The 22,760-nt window shown below is 62.6% G+C and carries 21 protein-coding genes; 5 read left to right on the forward strand and 16 right to left on the reverse strand.

Annotation, left to right across the window (positions count from 1 at the left end; all coding sequences use genetic code 11):
- Positions 1–89: 89 nt before the first annotated feature.
- A complete protein-coding gene (locus ACM6IM_RS15000) occupies positions 90–695 on the forward strand; it encodes a TIGR00730 family Rossman fold protein (RefSeq protein WP_414865550.1) in 606 nt (201 codons plus the stop codon).
- A gap of 68 nt (positions 696–763) precedes the next feature.
- Here the strand turns inward: ACM6IM_RS15000 and metE are convergent, their stop codons facing one another.
- From metE to ACM6IM_RS15040, 8 genes are all read right to left on the reverse strand, one after another.
- Positions 764–3,052 carry a 5-methyltetrahydropteroyltriglutamate--homocysteine S-methyltransferase gene (metE, locus tag ACM6IM_RS15005; RefSeq protein ID WP_414865551.1) on the reverse strand — a complete coding sequence of 763 codons (2,289 nt, stop codon included), beginning with the start codon at positions 3,050–3,052 and terminating at the stop codon, positions 764–766.
- A 220-nt stretch (positions 3,053–3,272) separates the two neighbouring features.
- Positions 3,273–4,313 carry a GGDEF domain-containing protein gene (locus ACM6IM_RS15010; RefSeq protein ID WP_414865552.1) on the reverse strand — a complete coding sequence of 347 codons (1,041 nt, stop codon included), beginning with the start codon at positions 4,311–4,313 and terminating at the stop codon, positions 3,273–3,275.
- Between the two features lie 108 nt (positions 4,314–4,421).
- Positions 4,422–5,441 (reverse strand): ABC transporter substrate-binding protein, encoded by a 1,020-nt coding sequence (locus ACM6IM_RS15015; RefSeq protein WP_414865553.1) that lies wholly within the window; start codon positions 5,439–5,441, stop codon positions 4,422–4,424.
- A gap of 207 nt (positions 5,442–5,648) precedes the next feature.
- Positions 5,649–6,404 carry an ABC transporter permease gene (locus ACM6IM_RS15020; RefSeq protein ID WP_192303727.1) on the reverse strand — a complete coding sequence of 252 codons (756 nt, stop codon included), beginning with the start codon at positions 6,402–6,404 and terminating at the stop codon, positions 5,649–5,651.
- A complete protein-coding gene (locus tag ACM6IM_RS15025) occupies positions 6,404–7,603 on the reverse strand; it encodes an ABC transporter substrate-binding protein (RefSeq protein WP_192303728.1) in 1,200 nt (399 codons plus the stop codon). Before ACM6IM_RS15025 ends, ACM6IM_RS15020 begins: the two co-directional genes overlap by 1 nt.
- Positions 7,569–8,408 carry an ABC transporter ATP-binding protein gene (locus ACM6IM_RS15030; RefSeq protein ID WP_192303729.1) on the reverse strand — a complete coding sequence of 280 codons (840 nt, stop codon included), beginning with the start codon at positions 8,406–8,408 and terminating at the stop codon, positions 7,569–7,571. Before ACM6IM_RS15030 ends, ACM6IM_RS15025 begins: the two co-directional genes overlap by 35 nt.
- The gene (locus ACM6IM_RS15035) at positions 8,405–9,475 is read right to left on the reverse strand and encodes an acyl-CoA dehydrogenase (RefSeq protein WP_414865554.1); all 1,071 of its coding nucleotides are present in this window, start codon (positions 9,473–9,475) and stop codon (positions 8,405–8,407) included. The genes ACM6IM_RS15030 and ACM6IM_RS15035 overlap by 4 nt, the downstream gene beginning before the upstream one ends.
- 19 nt (positions 9,476–9,494) lie before the next feature.
- Positions 9,495–10,052 (reverse strand): carboxymuconolactone decarboxylase family protein, encoded by a 558-nt coding sequence (locus tag ACM6IM_RS15040; protein WP_192303733.1) that lies wholly within the window; start codon positions 10,050–10,052, stop codon positions 9,495–9,497.
- Between the two features lie 102 nt (positions 10,053–10,154).
- On the opposite strand from ACM6IM_RS15040, the gene ACM6IM_RS15045 reads away from it, so the two are divergent.
- From ACM6IM_RS15045 to ACM6IM_RS15055, 3 genes are all read left to right on the forward strand, one after another.
- Positions 10,155–11,066 carry a cupin domain-containing protein gene (locus tag ACM6IM_RS15045; RefSeq protein WP_414865555.1) on the forward strand — a complete coding sequence of 304 codons (912 nt, stop codon included), beginning with the start codon at positions 10,155–10,157 and terminating at the stop codon, positions 11,064–11,066.
- Between the two features lie 108 nt (positions 11,067–11,174).
- Positions 11,175–11,336 (forward strand): hypothetical protein, encoded by a 162-nt coding sequence (locus ACM6IM_RS15050; protein WP_201190386.1) that lies wholly within the window; start codon positions 11,175–11,177, stop codon positions 11,334–11,336.
- Entirely contained in the window at positions 11,333–11,980 is a 648-nt protein-coding gene (locus ACM6IM_RS15055; RefSeq protein WP_414865556.1) for a helix-turn-helix domain-containing protein, read from the forward strand. Before ACM6IM_RS15050 ends, ACM6IM_RS15055 begins: the two co-directional genes overlap by 4 nt.
- A 222-nt stretch (positions 11,981–12,202) precedes the next feature.
- On the opposite strand, the gene ACM6IM_RS15060 is transcribed toward ACM6IM_RS15055, so the two are convergent.
- Entirely contained in the window at positions 12,203–12,712 is a 510-nt protein-coding gene (locus ACM6IM_RS15060; protein WP_192303739.1) for a hypothetical protein, read from the reverse strand.
- Positions 12,713–13,102: 390 nt separating this feature from the next.
- Between ACM6IM_RS15060 and ACM6IM_RS15065 the strand changes: the two genes are divergently transcribed.
- Positions 13,103–13,564 (forward strand): DUF3574 domain-containing protein, encoded by a 462-nt coding sequence (locus tag ACM6IM_RS15065; protein ID WP_414865557.1) that lies wholly within the window; start codon positions 13,103–13,105, stop codon positions 13,562–13,564.
- Between the two features lie 7 nt (positions 13,565–13,571).
- On the opposite strand, the gene ACM6IM_RS15070 is transcribed toward ACM6IM_RS15065, so the two are convergent.
- The 7 genes from ACM6IM_RS15070 to ACM6IM_RS15100 all read right to left on the reverse strand — a co-directional run bounded on the left by ACM6IM_RS15070 (position 13,572) and on the right by ACM6IM_RS15100 (position 22,578).
- On the reverse strand, positions 13,572–14,030 hold the full coding sequence (locus tag ACM6IM_RS15070; protein WP_414865558.1) for a DUF3574 domain-containing protein: 459 nt from the start codon (positions 14,028–14,030) through the stop codon (positions 13,572–13,574).
- A complete protein-coding gene (locus ACM6IM_RS15075; RefSeq protein WP_414865559.1) occupies positions 14,027–15,388 on the reverse strand; it encodes an APC family permease in 1,362 nt (453 codons plus the stop codon). The genes ACM6IM_RS15070 and ACM6IM_RS15075 overlap by 4 nt, the downstream gene beginning before the upstream one ends.
- Positions 15,389–15,458: 70 nt before the next feature.
- The gene (locus ACM6IM_RS15080; protein WP_414865560.1) at positions 15,459–17,846 is read right to left on the reverse strand and encodes a TonB-dependent receptor plug domain-containing protein; all 2,388 of its coding nucleotides are present in this window, start codon (positions 17,844–17,846) and stop codon (positions 15,459–15,461) included.
- Between the two features lie 383 nt (positions 17,847–18,229).
- Positions 18,230–18,895 carry a sulfite oxidase-like oxidoreductase gene (locus ACM6IM_RS15085; protein WP_414865561.1) on the reverse strand — a complete coding sequence of 222 codons (666 nt, stop codon included), beginning with the start codon at positions 18,893–18,895 and terminating at the stop codon, positions 18,230–18,232.
- A 9-nt stretch (positions 18,896–18,904) separates the two neighbouring features.
- Positions 18,905–19,960, reverse strand: a complete 1,056-nt coding sequence (locus ACM6IM_RS15090; RefSeq protein WP_414865562.1) for a substrate-binding domain-containing protein — start codon at positions 19,958–19,960, stop codon at positions 18,905–18,907.
- Positions 19,961–19,991: 31 nt separating this feature from the next.
- Positions 19,992–21,017: an ABC transporter permease gene (locus tag ACM6IM_RS15095; protein ID WP_414865563.1), complete on the reverse strand. Its 1,026-nt coding sequence runs from the start codon at positions 21,015–21,017 to the stop codon at positions 19,992–19,994.
- A complete protein-coding gene (locus ACM6IM_RS15100; protein WP_414865564.1) occupies positions 21,010–22,578 on the reverse strand; it encodes a sugar ABC transporter ATP-binding protein in 1,569 nt (522 codons plus the stop codon). Before ACM6IM_RS15100 ends, ACM6IM_RS15095 begins: the two co-directional genes overlap by 8 nt.
- Positions 22,579–22,760: the final 182 nt, after the last annotated feature.

The following is a 22,760-nucleotide window of genomic DNA, read 5'->3' on the forward strand; positions in this document are numbered from 1 at the left end:
CATGGCCCAGGCAGACAGCCGGTTCTTGGCCCTGTATGGCCTGGGTGGAACATCGCATCATCGGGATTTGGCCCACCCGGAAAAAACCGATGCCCAGTCCTTCCCCGCTTCGCAGCATTGCCGTGTTCTCAGGCTCCAACACCGGCTTCAACCCCGCCTACGTCGCAGGCGCCCAGGCCCTGGGCCGGGAAATCGCCAGGCGCGGCATTCGCCTGATCTACGGCGGCACCGACAAGGGCTTGATGGGCGTCATCGCCGACACCGTGATGACCGAGGGCGGTGAAGCGGTCGGCATCATCACCCGACTGCTGTTCGACCTTGGCCATCTTCACCCCCGCCTGACCCGCCACGAAGTGACCCCTGACATGCGCAGTCGCAAGACACGCATGGCGGAGTCGGCAGACGCGTTCATTGCCCTGCCCGGCGGACTGGGAACGTTCGAAGAATTGTTTGAAGCAGCGACCCTGACGCAACTCGGAGAACACCACAAAGGTGTCGCCTGCCTGAACATCGGTGATTTTTTCAAACCGGTGCGCAGCCTGCTCGACCATGCGGTGCAAGAGGGCTTCATGAAAGCGGAGCACAGCCAGATGCTGGTTTTCGATACCGACCCGGCGGCGCTGATCGACGCGCTGGAACAGTGGCAGCCGCCCACCGCGACGAAGTGGATTGAATCGCCGCGGCCACGGGTTTAGCCGGACTGCCATCGGAGGGAGCCCGGCCGGGGCTCAAGTGCTCCGGCCGGGGTGATGCGAAGGGCGTCTTACGCCCATTCTTTACGCAGTTGGCGGGCCGCTGCGACCATGTGCACCAGAGCCGCTTCGGTCTCCGGCCAGCCGCGGGTTTTCAGGCCACAGTCTGGGTTGACCCACAAACGCTCGGCAGGAATGCGCTGGGCAGCCTTGCGCAACAGGTTGGCCATTTCCGGGGCATCCGGCACCCGTGGTGAGTGGATGTCATAGACGCCTGGACCGATGTCGTTCGGGTAATCGAAGGCTTCGAAGGCGTCGAGCAGTTCCATGTCCGAACGCGAGGTTTCGATGGTGATCACATCGGCGTCCATGGCCGCGATGGATTTGATCACGTCGTTGAACTCGCTGTAGCACATGTGGGTATGGATCTGCGTTTCGTCACGCACACCGCTGGCGGTCAGGCGGAAGGCTTCCACGGCCCAGTCCAGGTATTGCTGCCAGTCGGCCCGGCGCAGCGGCAGGCCTTCGCGGAACGCGGCTTCGTCGATCTGCACGACCTTGATCCCGGCCGCTTCCAGGTCCACCACCTCGTCACGCAAGGCCAGGGCCAGTTGCTGGGCCTGGACCTTGCGCGAGACGTCTTCACGAGGGAAGGACCACATCAGCATGGTCACGGGACCGGTCAGCATGCCTTTCATGACCTTGTCGGTGAGGCCCTGCGCGTAGCGGATCCACTCGACGGTCATGGCGTGCGGACGGCTCAAGTCACCGAAGATCACCGCCGGTTTCACGCAACGCGAACCGTAGCTCTGCACCCAGCCGAAACGGGTGAACACGTAGCCGTCGATCTGCTCGGCGAAGTACTCGACCATGTCATTGCGCTCGGCTTCGCCGTGCACCAGCACATCCAGGCCCAGGCGCTCCTGCACCTGCACTGCATGGCGAATTTCGCTGTGCATGGCTTCGGTGTATTCGGCTTCGGTGAGTTTGCCCTGCTTGAACGACTGGCGCGCCAGACGGATCGAGGCGGTTTGCGGGAACGAACCGATGGTGGTGGTCGGGAACAACGGCAGGTTCAGGCGCACGCGCTGTTTACCGATACGACCGTCAAACGTCGAATGACGCTGGCTGTCCCTGGCGGTGATGGCGGCGACCCGCGCCTGCACAGACGGTTTGTGAATCCGTGGCGACGCGGCCCGACTGGCCTGGACCGCACGGCTTTGCGTCAGCGCGTCGAGCACCTTCGGGGCCTCTGGCTCGTTGACGGCCTGGGCCAGGACAGCGACTTCTTCGCACTTCTGCACGGCGAAGGCCAGCCAGCTTTTCAGTTCGGCATCGAGTTTGTCTTCACGTCCCAGGTCGACCGGGCAGTGCAGCAGCGAACAGGACGGCGCGACCCACAGGCGATCACCCAGGCGCTCGCTGGCGTGTTGCAGGGTGGTCAAGGCTTGTTCCAAATCGCAGCGCCAGACGTTACGGCCGTTGACCACGCCCAGCGACAGCACTTTGTAGGCCGGCAGGCGGTCGAGGATGGTGGGGTACTGCTCAGGGGCACGCACCAGATCGATGTGCAAACCGTCCACGGGCAGGTTGGCCGCCAGGCCAAGGTTCTCTTCAAGACCGCCAAAATAGGTGGCTACCAGCTTTTTCAGCGGGTCGCGCTGAATCAGGTTGTAGGCGCGTTCAAAAGCGTTTTTCCAGTCCTGCGGCAGGTCGAGCACCAGGATCGGCTCGTCGATCTGTACCCACTCCACACCTTGCGCGGCCAGGCGCTGGAAGATCTGGCCGTAAAGCGGCAACAGGCGATCCAGCAGATCGAGCTTGTCGAAATCGCCGCCCTTGGCCTTGCCCAGCCACAGATACGTCAACGGCCCGATCACCACCGGCTTGACGTTGTGGCCCAGTGCTCGCGCTTCATCGACCTCTTCGAACAACTGGTCCCAGCCCAGCTGGAAGGATTGATCAACGGTGAATTCCGGGACCAGGTAGTGATAGTTGGTGTCGAACCACTTGGTCATTTCCTGGGCGTGAGCACCGCCACAGCAGCTGTCGCTGACGCCACGGGCCATGCCGAACAGGGTTTGCAACGACGCCCGGCCATCTGCCGGGCGGAAGCGCTCAGGGATCACGCCGAACATCAGGGAATGAGTCAGGACCTGGTCGTACCAGGCGAAATCGCCGACCGGCAACAGCTCGATGCCGGCGTTTTTCTGCAAGTCCCAATGGGTCTTGCGCAGTTCACGGCCGACGGCGCGCAGACCGTCTTCGCTCAGTTCGCCCTTCCAGAACGCTTCCTGTGCTTTCTTCAATTCGCGGTCGCGGCCAATGCGCGGAAATCCAAGGGAATGGGCCAAAGCCATGACAAATAACTCCAATGTGTTTGATGGAGACATTGTCGGTAGGTGGCAGACTGTGAGACAAACTCATTTTAGTCTCGATGATCACGAGTTTTGCTCATGATAAGAACTGTGGGAGCGGGCTTGCTCGCGAAGGCGGTGTGTCAGCGGTAACTCATGTCACTGACACACCGCCTTCGCGAGCAAGCCCGCTCCCACAGTGGGTGTGTGTTGCAAACAGGTATTAGCAATGCACCCGATTACGGCCGGTGCGCTTGGCCTGGTACAGGGCGTCATCGGCGCGGGTCAGCAGGTTGTCCGGTTGCTCGCCCAGTTGCGCGAAGGCGACGCCAAAGGACGCCGTGATGGTGTCGAGCACCTTGCCATCGCCACGGGCCTTGATCCGCAACGACTGCACTTTCGTGCGCAGTTGCTCGGCGAACGCCGCCGCGGTGTCCAGGTCGGCGCACTGCTCCAGGATCACGCAGAATTCCTCGCCGCCGTAACGCGCTGCCGTGGCGTGGGCTGGCAGCGAACTGCGCAACACCTGCCCGACATGCTTGAGGACCCGGTCACCCAGCGGATGGCCGTACTGGTCATTGAATTGCTTGAAGTGGTCGATGTCGAGCATGACCAGTGCCACGCCCTGGGCATCGTTGCTCAGTGCCTGTTCCAGCAGGCGGGTGAACGCCGAGCGATTGAGCAGTTCGGTCAGGCCATCGAGCGTGGCCGCCAGTTGCGCGCGCTCGAGTTTGCTGCGCAGGCTTTTGATTTCGTTCTGTGCTGAATTGAGCTGGGACAGGAAGCGCTCCTGCTGGCTTTGCATGCGCTGGGTGCTTTGTTGCAGCTCGCTGAGAATATCCGGCAGGCGCTCGTTGACCGGCGACTCCAGCATCTCGATGCAGCGCCCCAGGCTGCTTTGAAAATCAAGGCTGCCCTCGACGCTGCGGGAAACGTCGCGGTGCATGTCGTCCACCAGGTTGATCGCCTGTTGCTGACCGGCGCGCGCCTCCTCCAGCTCGTCGCGAATGATGTAGTCGCGAAACAGCCGGGTGGCGGACTCCGGCGGAAAGCCGTCGAAGTCCCTGACCACCCGGTCCAGATGACGATTGAGTTCGCTGTCCAGGCCTTTGCTGTAGGTGTACCACAGCGCGTAATGCACCGGATTGGGCGGGATGTTGTGCCGCACCATCAACGGGACGGCTTGTTTGAGCAGCGCCGCGGCCTCGCGGGAATCTTCCGGGTACAGCGCCAGCGCAGTCGCACGCGTCTCTATTTGGCTCATGTCATCACTGTGGTTGTTAATGATAGGCAAATGCAAAACCCGCCGAGCATAACCAGACATGAGGCAAACAGCCATCCCTCTTCGGTGTTAGTCCTGCACGCTGGCGTATCAGCTGCCGGCATCACCGTGGGCTTCTTCGAAGAAGTAGTCCTTCCAGCTCTGCGCCTTGTTTTTCAGCACGCCCAGTTCCTGCAATTTCTCGGCATACACCGCCGTGCGCTGCGGCACCACGGTGAAGTTGATTTCCGGGTCGTTGACGATGCTCTCGACCAGTTCCAGAGGCAGTTTCGATTGCTCGACGCGAATGTAGGTCTTGGCGGCGGCGGACTTGTCGGCCTTGATGATCTTCTCCGCCTCGGCCAGTGCGTCGTAGAACGCCTTGTAGGTTTTCGGGTTTTCGTCGTGGAATTTTTCGGTGGTGTACAGCACGTTGAAGGTCGCCTGACCGCCCAGTACGTCGTAGGAACTCAGCACCTTGTGCACGTTGGGATTCTGCAATTCCTGGTATTGGAACGGCGGGCTGGAGAAGTGCGAGTTGATCTCCGAACCACCGGCAATCAATGCCGCCGTGGCGTCCGGATGGGCCAGGCTGATGGAAATATCGTCGAATTTCTTGTACTGCTCATTGCCGAACTGCCTGGCCGTTTCGATCTGCAAGGTGCGGGACTGGAACCCGACCCCGGCCGCCGGCACGGCGATGCGATCCTTGCTGGAGAAGTCCTTGAGCGTCTTCACGTTCGGGTTGTTGGTCAGCAGGTAGTTGGGCATCGAACCCAGCGAAGCGATGGCCTTGACGTTCTGCTTGCCCTTGGTGCGGTCCCAGATGGTCAACATCGGCGGCACACCCGCCGACACCACGTCCAGGGCGCCGGCCAGCAGTGCCTCGTTCATCGCCGTGGCGCCGGAAATGCTGTTCCAGTCGACCTTGATGTCCAGGCCCTGGGCCTTGCCGTGTTTCTCGATGAGCTGCTGGTCGCGCACCACATCCAGAATCAGGTAACCGACACCGAATTGCTGGGCAATGCTGATCTTGCCTTCAGCCTGCGCGCCGGGGCTGAGCAGTGCGCTCACGGCGGCCAGTGAGGCCGCCAGAAGGGTCAATGCCGAACGCTTGTGGAGAGTTGCCATGAAATGCTCGCTGTAAGTCAGGGGTGGACCAATGATGGCCGAATGATTTCGCGGCCTGCCGTGGGGAGTGATAGTGCATGAAAATACTTAGGCGAAATAATTCTTAATTATTATTTGTTTATTCCCTAAAGAAATATAAAGACGCGGTCCATTCCCCCGGACGCCGAGCAGGGATTGGCCAACCGGCGCCCGCCGATGCGGGGCCTATCAGGCCGGTGACCAGCGTCGATGCAGCCCACGCGCCAGGGCATCCAGGGCAAACCCGAGCACGCCAATCAACAGCACCATCGCCATCAGCTCGGAGTACGCCAGCCGGTCTCGGGTATCGAGGATGAAGTAGCCCAGACCCGCACTGACTCCGAGCATTTCGCAGGGCACCAGCACGATCCACAGGATGCCGATGGACAGGCGCACTCCGGTCAACACATGGCCGAGCACGCCGGGCAGGATCACCTTGCGCAGGGTTTCCCAACGCGTCGCGCTGAGGCTGCGGCTCAGTTGCAGCCAGCGCGGGTCGAGCTGGCGCACCCCGGCGGCGGTGTTGAGCAGGATCGGCCAGATCGCGGCGAAGGTCAGCAGGAAGTAGATCGGCTGGTCGCCCACGCCCATCAACATCACCACCACCGGCATCCACGACAGCGGCGAGATCATTCGCAGGAACTGAAACGCCGGGGTGGTCGCCGCCTCCAAATGGCGATAGCTGCCCACCAGCAACCCCAGCGGCACGCCGATCAGCAGCGCCAGCAGCAGCCCCACCAGAATGCGCTGAAGGCTGACGAACACGTGCTCGTACAGCTCGCCTCGCCCCAGCAGTTCCATCAGGCTGGCCAGGGTCGCCTCGGGTGCGAAGCGCGCCGCCAACCCATCGGCGCTGCCGAACAGCCGCACGCCGAGCCACCACAAAAGCAGCAGGCACAGCAGCCCCGCCACACCCAACAGCCACGATGAGAGATGCTTGCCCATCAGGCGCCGAACTCTTCGCTGCGTTCGAAACTGTCCGGCAGGCCGAACGCCTTCAAGCCCCCGACGGCTGCAATGGCGTTGCGCACGAAACGGTCGTCCACCAGGTCACGGGCCGCGGCCTGCGGGTCAAGGCTGGCGAGGAAGCCCTTGTCGCCTTCGATCAGCGTGTCCTTGAGGCGCCTGACCAGCTCTTCGGTGTAGCTGGGGAACGGGTATGGCTGGAAGTCGATGCGCTGCTCATCCCAGTGGCTGTGCTGGATCGCGCCGCTGGCCAGGTATTGCTCGCGGTCGGATGCCGCCGGTGCCAGGACTCGATTCAACACCGGTTGAGCGTGCGGTGTGTAGCGGTTGGCGCCGTCCTTGGACAGCAGCCTGGCGGCTTCTTCGCGGTGGTCGCGGGTCCACAGTTGCGCCTTGACGATGGCGTTCACCACTTTCTGCGACCACTCGGGACGGTTGTTCAGGTCCTGCTCGTGCATGAACACCACGCAGCAGGCGTGATTGCGCCAGATGTCGCCGGTAAAGCGTTGCACCCGGCCGACCTTGAGGTCTTCGGCCAGGGCGTTGAACGGCTCGGCGACGATGTAGCCGGCGATGCGTTTGCTGGCCAGGGCTGGCGGCATGTCCGAGGGCGCCAGCACCACCAGGTTGACTTCGTTCGGCGCCAGCACGGCGCTGGCCGATTTGCTCACCGGGACCAGTCCGTGATCGCGGAACAACTGTTGCACCACCACATTGTGAATCGAGTACCAGAACGGAATCGCCACCGATTGCCCGCCCAGCTGCCTGACCTCGGTAATGCCCGGCGCCACCGTCAGGCCCGAGCCGCCCACATGATTCCAGGCCACGACCTTGGCCGGCACCTTGCTGCCATAACGCGCCCACACGGTCATCGGTGACAGCAGGTGAATCACGTTGACCTGACCGGAAATGAACGCCTCGATCACTTGCGCCCAACTGCGCAACAGCACCGGCCGCTCGGCCTGAATGCCCTCGGCTTCGAACAGGCCGTTGTTATGCGCCACCAGCAATGGCGTGGCGTCGGTGATCGGCAGGTAGCCGATGCGCACCGGCGCGTTGGGGTCCGAGGCGGCGCGGGCCTGCAGGCTGTTGAGCAGCGGCAGCGCGCCGCCGGCGGTCAGCAAGGCGCTGAGTTTGAGGAAGTCACGACGTGTGTGGGTGAAGTCGTCCAGGCACATGTTCAATCTCCGGTTCGGGCAAGGGTTGGGAATGTGGATTGCGGCTCGCCCGCCGAAGGGTTTTGAGAATCTCGATACGCAGTGCGCCCAGTTCCTCGACCAGCTCGGCACGCGGCTGTGGCAGGTCGATGCGCCATTCGCCAAGGGTCCGCGCCGGGCTGTTACCCAGTAGCAGAATCCGCTCGGAGAGCAGCAGGGCTTCGTCAATGTCGTGGGTGATCAACACCGCGGCGGTGTTGTGCTCGGCAATGACGTCAAGCAGCAGTTGTTGCATGTCGGCGCGGGTCACTTCATCCAGGGCGCCGAAGGGCTCGTCCAGCAGCAACACCTGTGGCTGACGCGCCAGGCAGCGGGCGATCGCCGTGCGCTGGGCCATGCCGCCGGACAGTTGCGCCGGGTGCTGATGCCGGGCGTGCTGCAGGCCGACGGCGGCAATCGCGTGATCGATCCGCGCCTTGCGTTCCTCCGGGCTCAGATGGGGTTGACGGGCAAAATCGAGGCCGAACGCGACATTCTTTTCCAGGTTCAGCCACGGCAACAGGCTCGGGTCCTGGAACGCCACCGCCACCCGTGGATGAGGGCCGTTCAACACCTCGCCATGCAGGCTGACGCGACCGCCATGGGCCGTTTGCAGACCGGCCAGCACCCGCAGCAGGCTGGATTTGCCGACGCCGCTGGGGCCGAGGATCGACACCACCTCGCCCGCTTGCAGCTGCAGGTCGAAATCCTCCAGTACCGTCTGCCAGCCTTGCGCCCGGGCATAACCGAGGCTGATGCCTTCGGCCTGCAGCAACGGGGCGCTCATGCTGCCGCGTCCCCGGCCTGACGTTGCAGTTCGGCATGCAGTTGCACCAGGCTCGGGGTGACGATCGGCACGAACGCCGACTCGCGCCAGCGACGGGCGAATCCACCGCCGTATTCGCTGAGGTAGGCTTTACCGCCACTGGCCTGCAACTCGAGTTGCACCGCCTGCGCCGCCGAGTCGGCCAGGGCAATGCGCAGGCGGAACAAGGCGGCGGGCTGGGCGAGAAAACGGCCGTCGAGCAGGCCTTTCTTCAGCTCGCTGACCGTCAGTTCCAGTTGCCCGCGTTGTTGTCGCAACGGCTCCAGCAGAATCGAGCGAGCGCCTTGCAGATGCGCCTCGACTTCGTGCAGCGAACGTCGCGCCAGACCTATCGCCATCGCGCATTGCAACCCGAGAAACGCCGGGCGCACGGCTGGCAGGAACACCCGGGCGTCTTCATGCAGCAGCCAGTTGCGATCGATCTCCACCCGCTGAAAGTCCAGCGCCGCAGTATTGCTCGACTGCAGCCCCATCAGTTGCAGATCGTCCGAACGTTGCACCCCGGCCAATGCATCCGGGATCGCCAGGATAAAGGGCGCACCACCGGTTTCATCGTCGATGGCCGCCGCCACCACGAAACCGCTCTTGCGCAGGTTCGTCACCCAGTGCAGGCGACCGTTGAGCATCCAACCCTCGTCCTGCAACCTGGCGCGCACTTGCAGCGTCTCGATGCCCGAGAGGAATTTCATGGCATTGGACAGGCCGGTGGCGCCGGCCAGTTCGCCCGCCAGCAACGACGGCAACAAGCCTTCACGCAGCACCGTGTTGGGACTTTGCAGCAGGTACTCGATAAAAGCCCGTTGCCCCCAGAACACAAATGCCGCCGCCAGGGAATGGCCGGCGACAGCCGCCACACCCTCCACGGCGTCGGCGATGTCGCCACCGCTGCCACCCAGCGCCGGGTCGATGCCGATCCGCAGGACCTCGGCACTGGCCAGTTGCGCCAACACCTGCTGCGCGTCGCCCTCGCCCTGGTCCAGCGCCTGTGCGTGGGTGTCCAGCCATTGACTCAATGCCGGCTTGAGCATGTCGTTTTCTCCTGTTGAATCATTGACCCGACGGCCAGCGATACCGGGCCAGCTCAGGGTTGAGCGGCGTGCCGGCAAAGACGTTGGCGAAGTTGCACAAGGTCGCCAGGCTCACGCCGAGAATCACCTCCAGCGCATTGCCTTCGCTGTAGCCGGCAGCCTGGAACGCCGCGTAAGTCGCTGCACTGACGTTACCGCGGGTGGCGATGACCTCACGGGCGAAGGCCGCCAGCGCTTCGAGTTTTTCCTCGGGCACGGTGGCTTGCTCGCGAAGGGCGCTGACCACGTCGTCCGGCAGTTTCGCCTTGTTCACCGCGACGGCGGTGTGCCCGGCCACGCAAAAATCACAGCCATGGGTGGTGGCCGCAATCAGTTGCACCACCTCGCGCTCGGCCAGACTCAGTTCGGCTTTGCCATTGAGCGCCGATACCGTAACGTAGGTTTCCAGCGCCGCCGGCGCGTTGGCCAGCACGGCCAACAGGTTCGGGATAAACCCGGAGGCTTTCTGGGCGTTTTCCAGGAACGGCCGGGCCGCTTCGGGAGCGCTTTGCAAGGTATGTAGCGTGACGCGCGACATGGAGTGGACTCCTGCTGTGGATGTCCTGCAAGTCTGTTGGTTATAAAAATTCCGATCCATATTCTAAAGTAGCGATTACTTGCTCCTGAGTGTTTCCATTAGATGATTTCGTCGAGCCCACTGGTTGATTGGTTATTAGAAAGCCTGGAACTCCAGGCCAGTCTGTTCCATGTCGGCCGCTATTGCGGCGGCTGGCATGCGAGCACCCACGGCATGGCGCGGGCCAGTTTTCACCTGATCGTCCAGGGGCATTGCTGGCTGCACATCGACGGCGAGGATCAGCCCCAACGCCTGGACGCCGGGGATGCGGTGTTTCTGCTGCGTGACCTGAACTACCGCCTGGCCAGCACCGAGGACAGCGCCACTGCGCAACGCCTGCCGAAGCTGGCCATGACGCCTCTGGACAGCCAGGCCCAGGACGGCGTCGGCCTGGTCTGCGGTTTCTTCCATTTCAAGTCCGGGTTGTCGTCACTGATCATCGAGGGCTTGCCGGACTGGATCATCCTGCGCGCGGGCGACCCGTCTTCGAATGCCGCTCGTGCCCTGTTCGAACTGATCCTCGAAGAATGCCAACGCCTGCCCGCGCCCTCTTCCGCTTTGCTGGAACGCCTGAGCCATCTGCTGTTTCTCTACGTGTTGCGTCAGCAGGTCGCCGACAACCCGGACCTCGGCGGCCTGGTCGCCCTGGCTCGACACCCGCAGTTCGCACCGCTGCTGGATCAACTGATCGAACAGCCGCAACAACCCTGGCCACTGGAAAGCATGGCGGCCTGCACCGGCCTGTCGCGCTCGGCGTTTTTCAAGCGTTTCACTGAACTGGCCGGCCAGTCGCCGGGCCAGGTGCTGCTGGCCTTGCGCATTCGCCACGCCTGCCAGTTGCTGAAGAACAACCACACGGTGGAGCAAGCCTGCGGTGCCGTGGGCTATCAATCGATCGCCGCGTTTACCCGGGCCTTCGCCAAGGCCGTGGGCGTGCAGCCGGGGGCCTATCGCAAGCAGCATGAAGGACGCTGAACAAAGAACCAAAAAGAATTAATAAATACAAAATCAGTATTTATCGTTATAAAAATATCCGCGTACTCTCAGGCCATTCCGTCATTCATCACGACAGTGAAGTGCCTTATGAACCCGACTGCCAACCTCATCGATTTCGTCGCCTACCGCAAACGCAAACAGGCTCAGCAACGGGCACGGGCCATGTGGGAAATGTATGCGCGCAACGCTGGACTTCAGGCCTGGCAATGGGTCCAGGCCGCACAATCGACCGAGACCCGTCACGCGTGAACGCCAAGCAACCCTCGGGTTTTCTGGCGAGCGCCGATGAGCCCGGGCTGGACCTGAATCATCTGGAATCGGCGGAGCAAGACCCGATCGGCGAACGGGTGTCGCAGAATCTGCAGCGCTTGCGCGCCAAGCGGCACCTGTCGCTCGATGCCCTGGCGCGGCAGTGCGGTGTGAGCCGGGCGATGCTGGCGCAGATCGAATCCGGACGCAGCGTGCCGTCGATCAAAGTGCTGTGCAAGATCGCCAAAGGCCTGAAGGTATCGGTGGCGGCGTTTCTCGAACACCGCGCCTTCGAAGGGGTCGCCGTACTGTCGGCCAGCCAGAGCAAACGCCTGGTCAGCGGCAACGGCGCCTTTGTCAGCCGTGCGCTGTTTCCCTTCGACGTCGCGCGCCAATCGGAATTTTACGAATTGCGCCTGAGCCCATTGGGCGAGGACGTCTCCGAGGGGCATGGCCCCGGTGTCCAGGAGAACCTGGTGGTGTCACAGGGCGTGCTGGAAATCAGCGTCAACGAGGAGCGCTACCTGCTGTCCACCGGCGACTCGATCCTGTTCTACGCCGACCAGCCCCACCGCTACCGCAACCCGGCGGACAGCGAGGCGGTAGCGTATCTGGTGGTGACGTACCCCGAGCGGCTGGACTGACACACATCGAAAGAAAACACTGTGGCAGCAGCCCCATTGCCTCCCTTCATCGCCATCTCTCCGTCTTTGCGGGAGCGAGCCTGCTCGCGATGGAGGTCCAGGCAACGCATTCCTTCAGGCGGTGAGCGTCAAACCTGACGCACCGCGAGCAGGCCCGCTCTCACATCGGGCAACAAAAAGCCCGGCCAATCTGCATTGGCCGGGCTTTTTCACATCACGATATCAGCAGGTGCAGCACATCATCGGCATGCCGTTGCAGCTCATCATCATGGGCATGCTGCAATCGTTCATCATCTTCATCATCAGGTTGCAGCAGTTCTTCATCATGTCCATGTTCATGCCGGCCATCGGCATGATTTTGCACATCATGCCGTCGGCCATCAGGGTGCATTCCATCACGCACTTCATCGATGGCATCGGCATGCCCATCATCGGCATTGGCATCATCATGTTCATCATCGGCATGGCCATGGCCGACTGGGACATGCACATCATGCTCAGGTTGCCGCAATGCATCATCATCGGCATGCCGCAGTTCATCATCATCTGCATCATTTCGGCGCTGTTCTTGAACATCGCCATGTCCATGCCCGCGGCCGGCATCATTTTGCACATCATGCCGTCGTCCATCATTTCGCAGGTCATGGTTGCCATCATCATCGGCATGCCCGTCATCGGCATCATTGGCATGTTGGCGTTCATCGGCATTTGCATCTGCATGGCGTTCATCATGGCGTCGTTCCCTGAATCGAGAGTTGGATAAAGTTGATGAAGGGAATTCTAAGGATTGACGAAGCGCCGACAAGACGCCGATCAAACAGCAAAAGCGGCTGCTGAAACCTGCGTAGCGAGGCGTTCGGGCCAACCAACGACGTTGTGGCGACTGAATATCTGTCATGACGAACTTTTCGAACGCCATCGAAGGTTTTAATGGGTTATGGATATGCGACAACTCTCTATGCAAATAACCCAAAGAAATAATCGTTCTAAACAGCTGCAAACTTTTTCCTGAACCTGCTTATGCATTAGTTACACAACAGGATGACTTTTTAATCTTTTATAGTTATCAAAAGCCGCTTTTATAATAAGCGCGATGTTTAACCAGGCCGATAAGGACATTCCATGCATCAACGTTTTTTAATCGCTGCACTGTTCCTGGCGATCGCCGGGTGTGCCAGCCCTCCTCCCGCTTCCGTGCATACGAAGGATCCCGCCGGCTCGACCCTGCAAGGCGATGCCACGCGCCCGGCGCAGGCACAGTGGGTGCGTACCGAACTGTATTTTTCAGTCGGACCGCTGGAGGGCAAGGAAGGAGTGATCAGCCCGGCGCGCTGGCGCGAGTTCCTCGATCGAGAAGTCACACCGCGCTTTCCGGACGGTTTCAGCGTGCTCGACGCCTACGGCCAATGGCGTGACCACGGCGCCAGCGAACCCGAACGCCTGGGCACCAAGGTGATCGTCATTCTGCACGAGGACAACGCCGGGCACGGCAAGGACATCGAGGCCATCCGCCTGGCCTGGAAACGCATCACCGGAGATCTGTCGGTACTGCGCCTGTCGCAGCCGGCCCAGGTTTCCTTCTGAGGCGCAATCAGCGCGATAACTGCCGGTTTTCCTCAAGGCGATCCGCCGTCCAGTCCGGATCGCTGGCCTGGACGTGCTGCACCACCTGCAGCACGGCCAGGCCATGACGTTGCTGGAACAATCGGCCGACAGTGGCCAGTGCTTCACGGTTCGCGGCGTTGTCCGCATGGATCAGGATCACGAGGCGCGACGGCAGTTTCTCCGGTTGGCCGCTCGGCCCGCGCCATTGGCCGTTGACGCCATACCAACTCAAGCCGTCAGGAAAACGCGAGGTGATTTCGTCAGCGAGAAAACGGTCCCAGGCCTGGACGTCGATGGCAGCGAAATACAGCTCGGTGCGTAACATCGGGTGGCTGCCGGCGAGCGAAATGTCAGGCGTTACCGATGGCGTGGCCTTGCCCGTCAGCACCACCGTCGCCGCCAGGGCCACGATGACCGCCGTCAGGGCGAGCGTTTTTCGATTCATGAGGAGGCTCCCGTGGCGCCCTTTGGCGCCGCTATTCGACTGATGATCCAGAGCACGACGATGCCGAACGACAGGACGCCCATGCCGAGCAACGCGCCATAGCCGACAAAGGCCACGCTCGAGTACAACATGTACAGGCACAAGGCAAAGAACAGCAGCGGCAACCACGGGTACAAGGGCACCCTGATCGGCCGGGCCACGTCGGGAAAACGCCGGCGCAGGATCAGCAACGCCAGGGTGCTGAGGCTCAGGAACAACCAGTAGACCGGCGTCATGTACTCCACCATCGCGTTGAAGCCGCTGGGCGCGAGGCTGGCGAAAAACACCAGCAGCAAGGCCACCGCCGCTACGGCCAGCAACGCCCGGCGTGGCACGCCACGACGATCGTCCCATTCCCCCAGACCACGCAGTGGCGGCAGGTCAAGGGCGGCGGCATAGGTGGTGCGGGCGCCGACCAGCAGCGTCGAATTGATGCTGGCCAGTGCCGAAAGGCCCACCACCAGCATGATCAGCACCACCCCCGGCGCACCGAAGGCGCGGTCGAGCAACTCCACGCCGGGCGCACGGCTGGACGCCAGCCCTGCAAATCCCAGCCCATGGACGAACGCCAGGTTCAGCGTCAGGTAGATCCCCATCAACAACCCCAGCGCCCCGAGCATTCCCACCAGCATGCCGCGCCGCCCGTCACGGACTTCGGCGGAAAGCGTCGCGGCATCGCTCCAGCCACCGAAGGCCAGGAACACAACGATCAAGGCCGCGGAAAAACCGGCGAAGCCGCTGTTTTGCGGCACGACCGCCGCCTCGGACACCGCAGGTTCGACCCCCTGCCAGGCCAGCCAGGCGCCGGCCGCCGCGATCCCCAGAAAGCCCAGGGCCAACAAGGCCACCAGCCAGGTCTGGGTCAGAAACCCCATGTGCCGTCCGCTGAGGTTGAGCAACACCGGGACGATGATCAACACCGCGGCAAACCAGCCGGTGCCGTGCGGTCCCAGAGGCACCACGGCGTTGAGGTACTCGGAAAACATGAACGCCGACAATGCGATCCAGCCGGTGTGCATGACCGAGAACCGCGACCAGGCAAACACAAACCCCAGCCGCTCACCATAGGCGGTGCGCAGGATGTGGTAATCGCCGCCGGGATGCGGAAACGCCGTAGCCATTTCCGCAAAGCACAGCGCGCCAGCCATCGACGCCAGCCCACCGAGCACCCACACCAGATAAAAATGCTCGATGCCCACGTTGAGCGCCACGGTCGGCGCGGTGCGCAGGATGTCGGTGGTGATCACCATGCCCAGCGTGATCAGTACGGTTTGCCAGAGCGGCAGGTGCCGTTGCGGTCCTTCAGCGTGTCGTTTCATGGCGGCCCACGGCGGTTCGTGCATCAGAAAACTCACGGAAATACCGCCGCCCCGGGGACGGCGGCCGGCCTTAGAAGCCGTAGGTGACGCGAGCGTAGTAGTAGGCGCCGTTGGTGCCGATCGGTGACAACACGTCGTACGGCAGGTTGCCGCCGTAGTTGATTTGCGAATTGGAACGGTCGGGGTATTGGTCGGTCAGGTTGTTGCCGCCCAGCGCGACGTCAAACTTGGGGGTGAATTTGTATTGCACCTCGGCATCCAGCTGCCAGACCGCGCCATAAGTCTGTTCGGGTTGCGAATCGCCAAAATCGAACACCCGCGTGGTTTCGCCCTGACGGGTCAGGCGCCCGAGCAATCCCCAGTGCTGGCTGTTCCAGTTCGCAGAGACCATGAAGCGGTCCTTGGGCGCCGCGTCGGTCAGGGTGTTGCGCTCCTCGACGCCGACCAGCGCGTCGTTGCCAATGCCCAGCGCGCTGAGCTGCGAAGGCGTGCCCTTGGTGCTGGTGACCTTGGTGTGGTTGTAGGTGTAGGCGGTGGTCACGCCCAACTGCCCTTCGTAAAACGGCTGGTGGTAGTTCAGCACCAGCTCGGCACCGTCGGTGCGGGTGTCGGCGGCGTTGGTGAAGAAGTTGACGTCGTGCACCCCGGCCACGCCGAAGTTGTCGTTGATGAACTGTTCCATGGCGTCGCTGCCGATGCGTTGCGACAGGGTCACGCGGTCCTTCACGTCAATGCGGAATACGTCCAGGGAAGCATCGAAGCGCTCACTCAACTGCGCGGTCACACCGAGGCTGAAATTCTTCGAGGTTTCCGGGTCGAGCTTCTCGGCCCCCAGGGCGCGGGCAATCGGGTCGTTGACCGACAGCACGCGAATGTCGGTCAAGGTGCCGCCGGTGCCGAAGTTGCTCGTGGTGTTCTGGAAGCCGACCTGGGCCAGCGACGGCGCGCGGAAGTTGTTCGACACCGCCCCCCGCAACGCCCACTGATCGGTCAGGCGGTAACGACCACTGAGCTTGCCGGTGAGTTTACTGCCGGCGTCGTCGTAATGTTCCCAGCGTGTGGCGGCGTCGACGAACAGCCGATCGGTGAGGTCACCGGACACCTCGGCATAGGTGCCGAACACGTTGCGATCCAGGTCCACTTCTTCACTGGGGCGCAAACCGTTGGCGCCATCGGCGCCGGTGCCAACGTAGGACGCTTGGTCGCCGGCATGGGTCAGGTAGTTTTCGTAGCGGTACTCACCGCCCAGGGCCAGCACGAAGGAACGATCCGCCAGGCGCAGTTCCCGGGTGAAATCGAGGTTGGCGGTGGTCTGGCGCAACTCGTACTCACCGGTGTCGAAGCGGGTGGGTGAGTCGTCACCCAGGCTCACGTTGAGGGTGCGCCGGGTCGCCGAATCGAATGTGTTGCGGCCATGGGTGATGCTGCTGTCGAAGTCCCAGTCATCGCCGATCAGGCCCTTGTAGCCGGCAGTGGCCGAGATGTCCTGATTGTCGCCGATGGACTGCGGCAGGTAGCCGTTGGGGTAGAACTGCGGTTGTTCGTAGGGATAGCGGTAAAACTCGGCACCCGTGGTGTGGCGCTCGTTGTAGGTGCCGAAGGTGTAGGCCTTGCCACCCGCCAGCGGCAGCTCGCCGTTGAACCAGGCGTTGACGTCCCGCGCAATACCGTCACCCATGACGTAGTTGCGCTGGCCCGGTGTGTCGGCGAAGCCATCGAAACCGGCACGGTTGGTCGGGTCGCGGTCCTTGTACTCGGTGCCCCCGCGAATGAACCCGCCCTCCTCGCCAAGGCGTGTGCCGATCTTGGCGGTGGTGACGCTGTTCTGGCCGTCGGTGGTGGTTTTGCCGATGGCGTCCTGATGCGTGTGATAGGCGCCATAGGTGGTCGATACCTCGCCGCCTTCGGGTGTGTCATCGAGGATGATGTTGATCACCCCGGCGATCGCGTCGGAGCCGTATTGCGCACCGGCACCGTCACGCAGCACTTCGATGCGCTTGATCGCGCTGACCGGAATCGAGTTGAAGTCCACCGGTGCGGTGCCCCGGCCGATTTTCGACGAATCGTTGACCAGCGCCGAAGTATGCCGGCGCTTGCCGTTGACCAGCACCAGTACCTGGTCGGGGCTCATGCCGCGCAGTTGCGCCGCCCGCACATGGTCGGCGCCGCCAGAGTTGGACTGGCGTGGAAAACTGAAGGACGGCAACAGGGTCTGCAGGGCCTGCCCCAGTTCGCCGCTGCTGGCGCCCGCCGACTTGAGATCCTCGGCGGTCAACACGTCCACCGGTACGGGCGAATCGAGCACCGTGCGGGCCGTGCCACGAGTACCGGTCACCAGCACGGTGCCCAGGCGCGTATCGTCGTCGGCGCGTGCAGCGGAGTCTTCAGCATAGGCAGGCAATTGCGTCGTGGCTGCGAGAACAGCCACGGCCAGTAATGAACGAGAACGGTGGTACATGCAACAGCTCCTTTTTCGCAGTTAACACCCGGCCCTCGCCGACAATAAACGTCGACAACAAGTGCGCGGCAATGCCTGCTGTAGTTTTGGTAGTTCGAAAGAGGGTGAAGGCGATTAATTCAAGTAAGTGCGGACGAAAACCCCGGACAAGACAACCCCAAATTGAGTACAAAATCCCCAGAACACCGATGCTAGACGAGGCTTAATGCATTGCAAAAGAACCAATAATACTTAGGTTATATCTGTCGAACGGTGTGCTGCCTGAGCAGCACAAGTGTTTACCAGGCAACACTTAGATTAACTTTCCGCCTTTAAAACGGGCGCAGCGATACACCACCCAATGGCGGGTCAAGTTGATATAAGCCACTTACTAATGAAATCGCCTAGTCGAAACGCTTGCGCTGCCATTCATCTTCGGGAATATCCAGCGCCTCACCACTGAAACGTTGTTCCAGGAACGGATCGGCGTGCAGATGGAAGCCATTGTTTTCCCAGAACCCCGCTTGCTCATGCTCGGTGAACTCCAGGCCCCGCAACCATTTGGCGCTTTTCCAGAAGTAGCGGCCGGCAACCACCAGGCGCAACGGCCAACCGTGTTGAGGTGTCAGTGGCTGGCCTGCGTAGGTCAGGGCCAGCAGGCTGTCGGGGTGCATCAGGTCTTCGAGCCGAAGATTGGTCTGGTAATCGGGATCGGCGTGGGCCATGACGAAGCCTGTGCCAGGCTGGATACCCAGTGCCTGGAACACGTCACTCAGGTGCACCCCGCGCCACTGCGTGTCGAACTTCGACCAGCGCGTCACGCAGTGGATGTCGCAGGTCAGCGTGCGCTGCGGCAGGGCCTGCAAGTCGGCGTAGCTCAACTCGACCGCGCGCGACAGCCCCCCGAACAGGCGCAGCGACCAGGTCGCCAGATCGTACTCGGGCACCTCGCCTTCGTGCAGGATCGGAAAACGCTCGGTCAGCACCTGCCCTGGCGGCAGTCGCCCGCCCAGCAGTGGGTCCGCCTTTGGCGAACGGCTCTTGCGCAAACGCTCAGCCTTGTTGTGCATGCCAGGCCCTCAGTCCGCCGAAGGTATCCATGCCGCACGCGCCACGTTCGCGGTGTCACCGAAGGCCGGGAGCTTCTGCGCCAGGTCCCGGACGTTTTTCACGTCCAGATCCAGCAACTGCTGGCGAGTGATCAGTGTCGGCGGCACCAACACCTTATGGCCCGGATTCTCGCCGGCGATCAGCAACGCCAGGCTACGCACACTGATGGCGCCGGCGGCTTGCGGGTTGACTGCGGCGGTGGCGGCCCAGGCGCTGTCCGGTTCTTTCATGATCTGGATGTCGGCGGTGGAGATGTCGGCGCTGTAGATTTTCACCTTGTGCCCCAGGCCGGCTTCGTCCACGGCGATCTTCGCGCCTTTGGCGAACTCGTCGAAGGGCGCGAAGATCACGCTGATGCCGGGATTGGCGCGCAACACGGCGCTGGCCTGATCGGCGACCGAGTTGGCAATCGGCGGATTCAATGTGCCGAAACGCGCCTTCTCGATGATGCCCGGATTGGCGGCCTTGACCTGGCTCCAGATTTCGTCACGACGCTCCATCGGAGTAAAGCCGCTGATGTAGACGTAGCCGGCATCGAAGCGCGTGCCGTTGTCCTTGAGCGCCTGATCGAGTGCCAGGCGCGCCAGGGCGTGGTGATCCTGCTCGACCTGAGTCACCTGCGGGCTGTTCAGATCGACATCGAACGCCACCACCTTGATGCCTTTGGCGATGGCACGGTCGATCGGTCCCTTGAGGGTTTCGGCCAGGCCAAGCTGCACGATAATGCCGTCGACGCCCAGGTCGATGGCCTGGTCGATCATCTCCCGCTGACTGGCCGCCTGCTGCCGGGCATCGAAGACGCGCAGGGTCGCGCCGAGGGCCTCGGTCTGTTTCTCGACACCCCGCAGATAGGCCTCGGGGAAATCGCCGGAGAACAGATACCCCACCAGCGCGATTTGCACATTGCCCTTGTCGAAGGGTGCCGGGGCGCCCGGCAGGGCCTTGGCCTGAGCGTTCAGCGCCAGGGCCGAGAGCAATGCGCCGGCGACGCATCGGCGCAGGGACAGCTTGATTGAAGCGTGCATAAGTCTTCCTTGCAGGAACGTTGAAAACGGTTCATCGCGCCCGGTGCGCGAGGCCGAAGGTGAACATCAGGGCCAGCACCAACACCAGGCCCTTGACGAAATCCTGAGCGTAATAAGGCGCGTTGAGCATGGTCAGGCCGTTCAACAGCGTGGCCACCAGCAAGGCACCGACCAGCGTGCCGAAGGCATTGGGCTTCCTGGCTCCGAGCACGGCGAAACCAATCAGCGCGGCACCCAGGGCGTCCAGCACCAGTCCATTGCCAGAGCTGACATCGCCACGCCCCAACCGCGCCGCCAGCAACAGACCGCCCAACGATGCCAGCAGCGCCGAGAGCACATAAGCCAGTAGCTTGAAACGCTGCACCGGCGCGCCGGCCAGGCGAGCAGCGTGCTCGTTGCCACCGATGGCGTAGAACAAACGGCCGATGCGCGTGCGTTCCAGAAACAACCAGACCAGCAACGCCACCACGGATGTGATCAGCACCGGCACCGGGACGGTGTCCCACAGCCGCGCACGGCCGATCGCCAGAAACGCCGCACTGAAGCTGCCCTCGGCCTCGTCGCCGCCGGGCAACGTCATGCCCACCGCAATCGAGCGCCCACCGGTCGGTATCAATTGCACGCCAATCACCAGGAACATGCTGCCGAGCGTGGCGAGGATGTCGGGCACGCGCATCTTCACGATCAGCCAGCCGTTGAGCAGGCCGACCAGCGCACCGCCCGCCAGGCTGATCAGCACCGCTGGCACCGCTCCCCACCCCAGAACGACCATGACGTAGCTGGCGATCATCACGCTCATCGCCGCCACGGCGCCAATCGACAGGTCGAGGCCGCCGACCGCCATGGTCAGGGTCACGCCCAGCGCCAGCAGCGCCACAATCGACACCGACTGCAGGACGCTGAACAGGTTACCGACCCGCAGGAACGCCGGTTCGGCGACACTGAAAAACACCAGGATCAACCCCAGAACCCAGAGCAGGCCGTAGCGGATCAGCGCCTGCAACAGGCGTTCGGAGCGTGCGGGGACAGGCGACAGCAACAAACTCGAATCAGGCACTCGCGCGACTCCTTGGCGTGGCTTGAAGGGAAACGACGGTGGCCGGGGCCTGTGCGTCGGTGCCGGCCAGCGCGCTGACCAACGTGGCACGGCTCAATCCGGCGCGAGGGAATTCGGCGACCACGGCGTGATCGCGCACCAGCAGGATCCGGTCGGCGATCTCCAGGGCCTCGTCGACATCGGCGCAGATCACCAGGGTCGCGCGGCCTCCGGCACTGCTGCGCAGCAACTGGCCGATCTCGCGACGGGCCCGGACATCCACGCCCTGAAAGGGCTCATCGAGCATCAGCACCCGCCCTTGCCCCAGCAGCCAGCGACCGAGCACGACCTTCTGCTGGTTGCCACCGGACAAGGCACTCATGGGCACGTCAATGCCGGAGGCCTTGATGCCCAGGGCCGCAACCTGCGCCTGCACCGCGTTCGCTTCGGCGCGGTTGCGGATGAAGCCGCCACGGGTGAAGCGTTCGAGAAACGGCAAGGTCAGGGTGCGCCGCAGGGAAAAGTCACCGATCAACGACTGACTGGCACGATCTTCGGCGGCAAAGAACACGCCATCGCGAATGGCCGCCCGAGGCGAGTGCGGTTGCCAGTCGACCCCGTCCAGTTGCAGGGTGCCAACCGCCGCCTCTCTCAGGCCGAACAGCACTTCGGCGATTTCGGTCTTGCCGGCCCCCAGCAACCCGGTCAGCACCACCACTTCGCCTTCGTGCAGGGTCAGGTCGAAGGCCTGGGTACGCGCGGCGATTTTCGCGGCGCGCAATGTCAGCACTTCCCGCCCGGCCGCACGCGGTTCGTAGACATGGGATTCGAGGGCCTGGCCGAGCATGGCTTCGACTGCTTCCGGCAATTGCCGGGCAGTGAATTCGCCGGCCAACCGACCATCGCGCAGCACGATTGCACGGTCGGCTACCCGTTGCAGGTCGGACAGGCGATGGGAGATGTACAGGATCGCTACGCCGCGACTGCGCAGGTTGTCGATCAGGCCGAACAGACGCTGCGCCTCGGCGTCCGACAACGCGGCCGTGGGCTCGTCGAGAATCAGCAGGCGCGGTTGCAGGGCGAACGCACGGGCCAGCACCACCAGTTGCCGCTCGGCCTGCCCGAGACGCTCGATCGGCTGCTCCAGCGGCAACTCGAGCCCCAGTCCGGCGGCGATGCTCGCGGCCCGTTGCAACAGGCGCTTGCGATTGAGCCAGAAATCCGCTTCGGGCTGGCACAGTTCATCGAGCAAAAGGTTTTCCGCGACGCTCAGGCCCGGGGCAATGCCATCGTTGACCTGCTGGTGCACCGCGATGATGCCGACCCGCCGCGCGGACAATGGCGAGGCGAAATGCCGGCGCTGGCCGTCCACCCACAGCTCGCCGGCATCGGGGATCTGACTGCCAGCGAGAATTTTCACCAGGGTCGATTTGCCAGCACCGTTGGCCCCCAGCAGCGCCACGACTTCGGCCGGGTAAATGTCCAGGCTGACCTGGTGCAGCGCACGGCTGGCACCGAAGGTTTGACTCACATCACGCACACGAATCAGCGGCTCGGGTGCCACGGCAACAGGCGCACTCATAAAAGATTCCGGACAGGAGGGCCGCGAAGAAATCCAGCGAACACAAAGGGTTGAAGCGAGGATTAAAAGCAAACGTTTATAAACAATCCAATAGTTCTATCGAATAGAAAGTATTTTCTGGTTATAAGGCATGCTGGTTTCCCCCCCTGTGGGGCAAGCTCGTTCCGCCGATGGCCGTGATT

The sequence above is a fragment of the Pseudomonas sp. IT-P12 genome (genome assembly GCF_949767465.1).
Taxonomy (GTDB): domain Bacteria; phylum Pseudomonadota; class Gammaproteobacteria; order Pseudomonadales; family Pseudomonadaceae; genus Aquipseudomonas.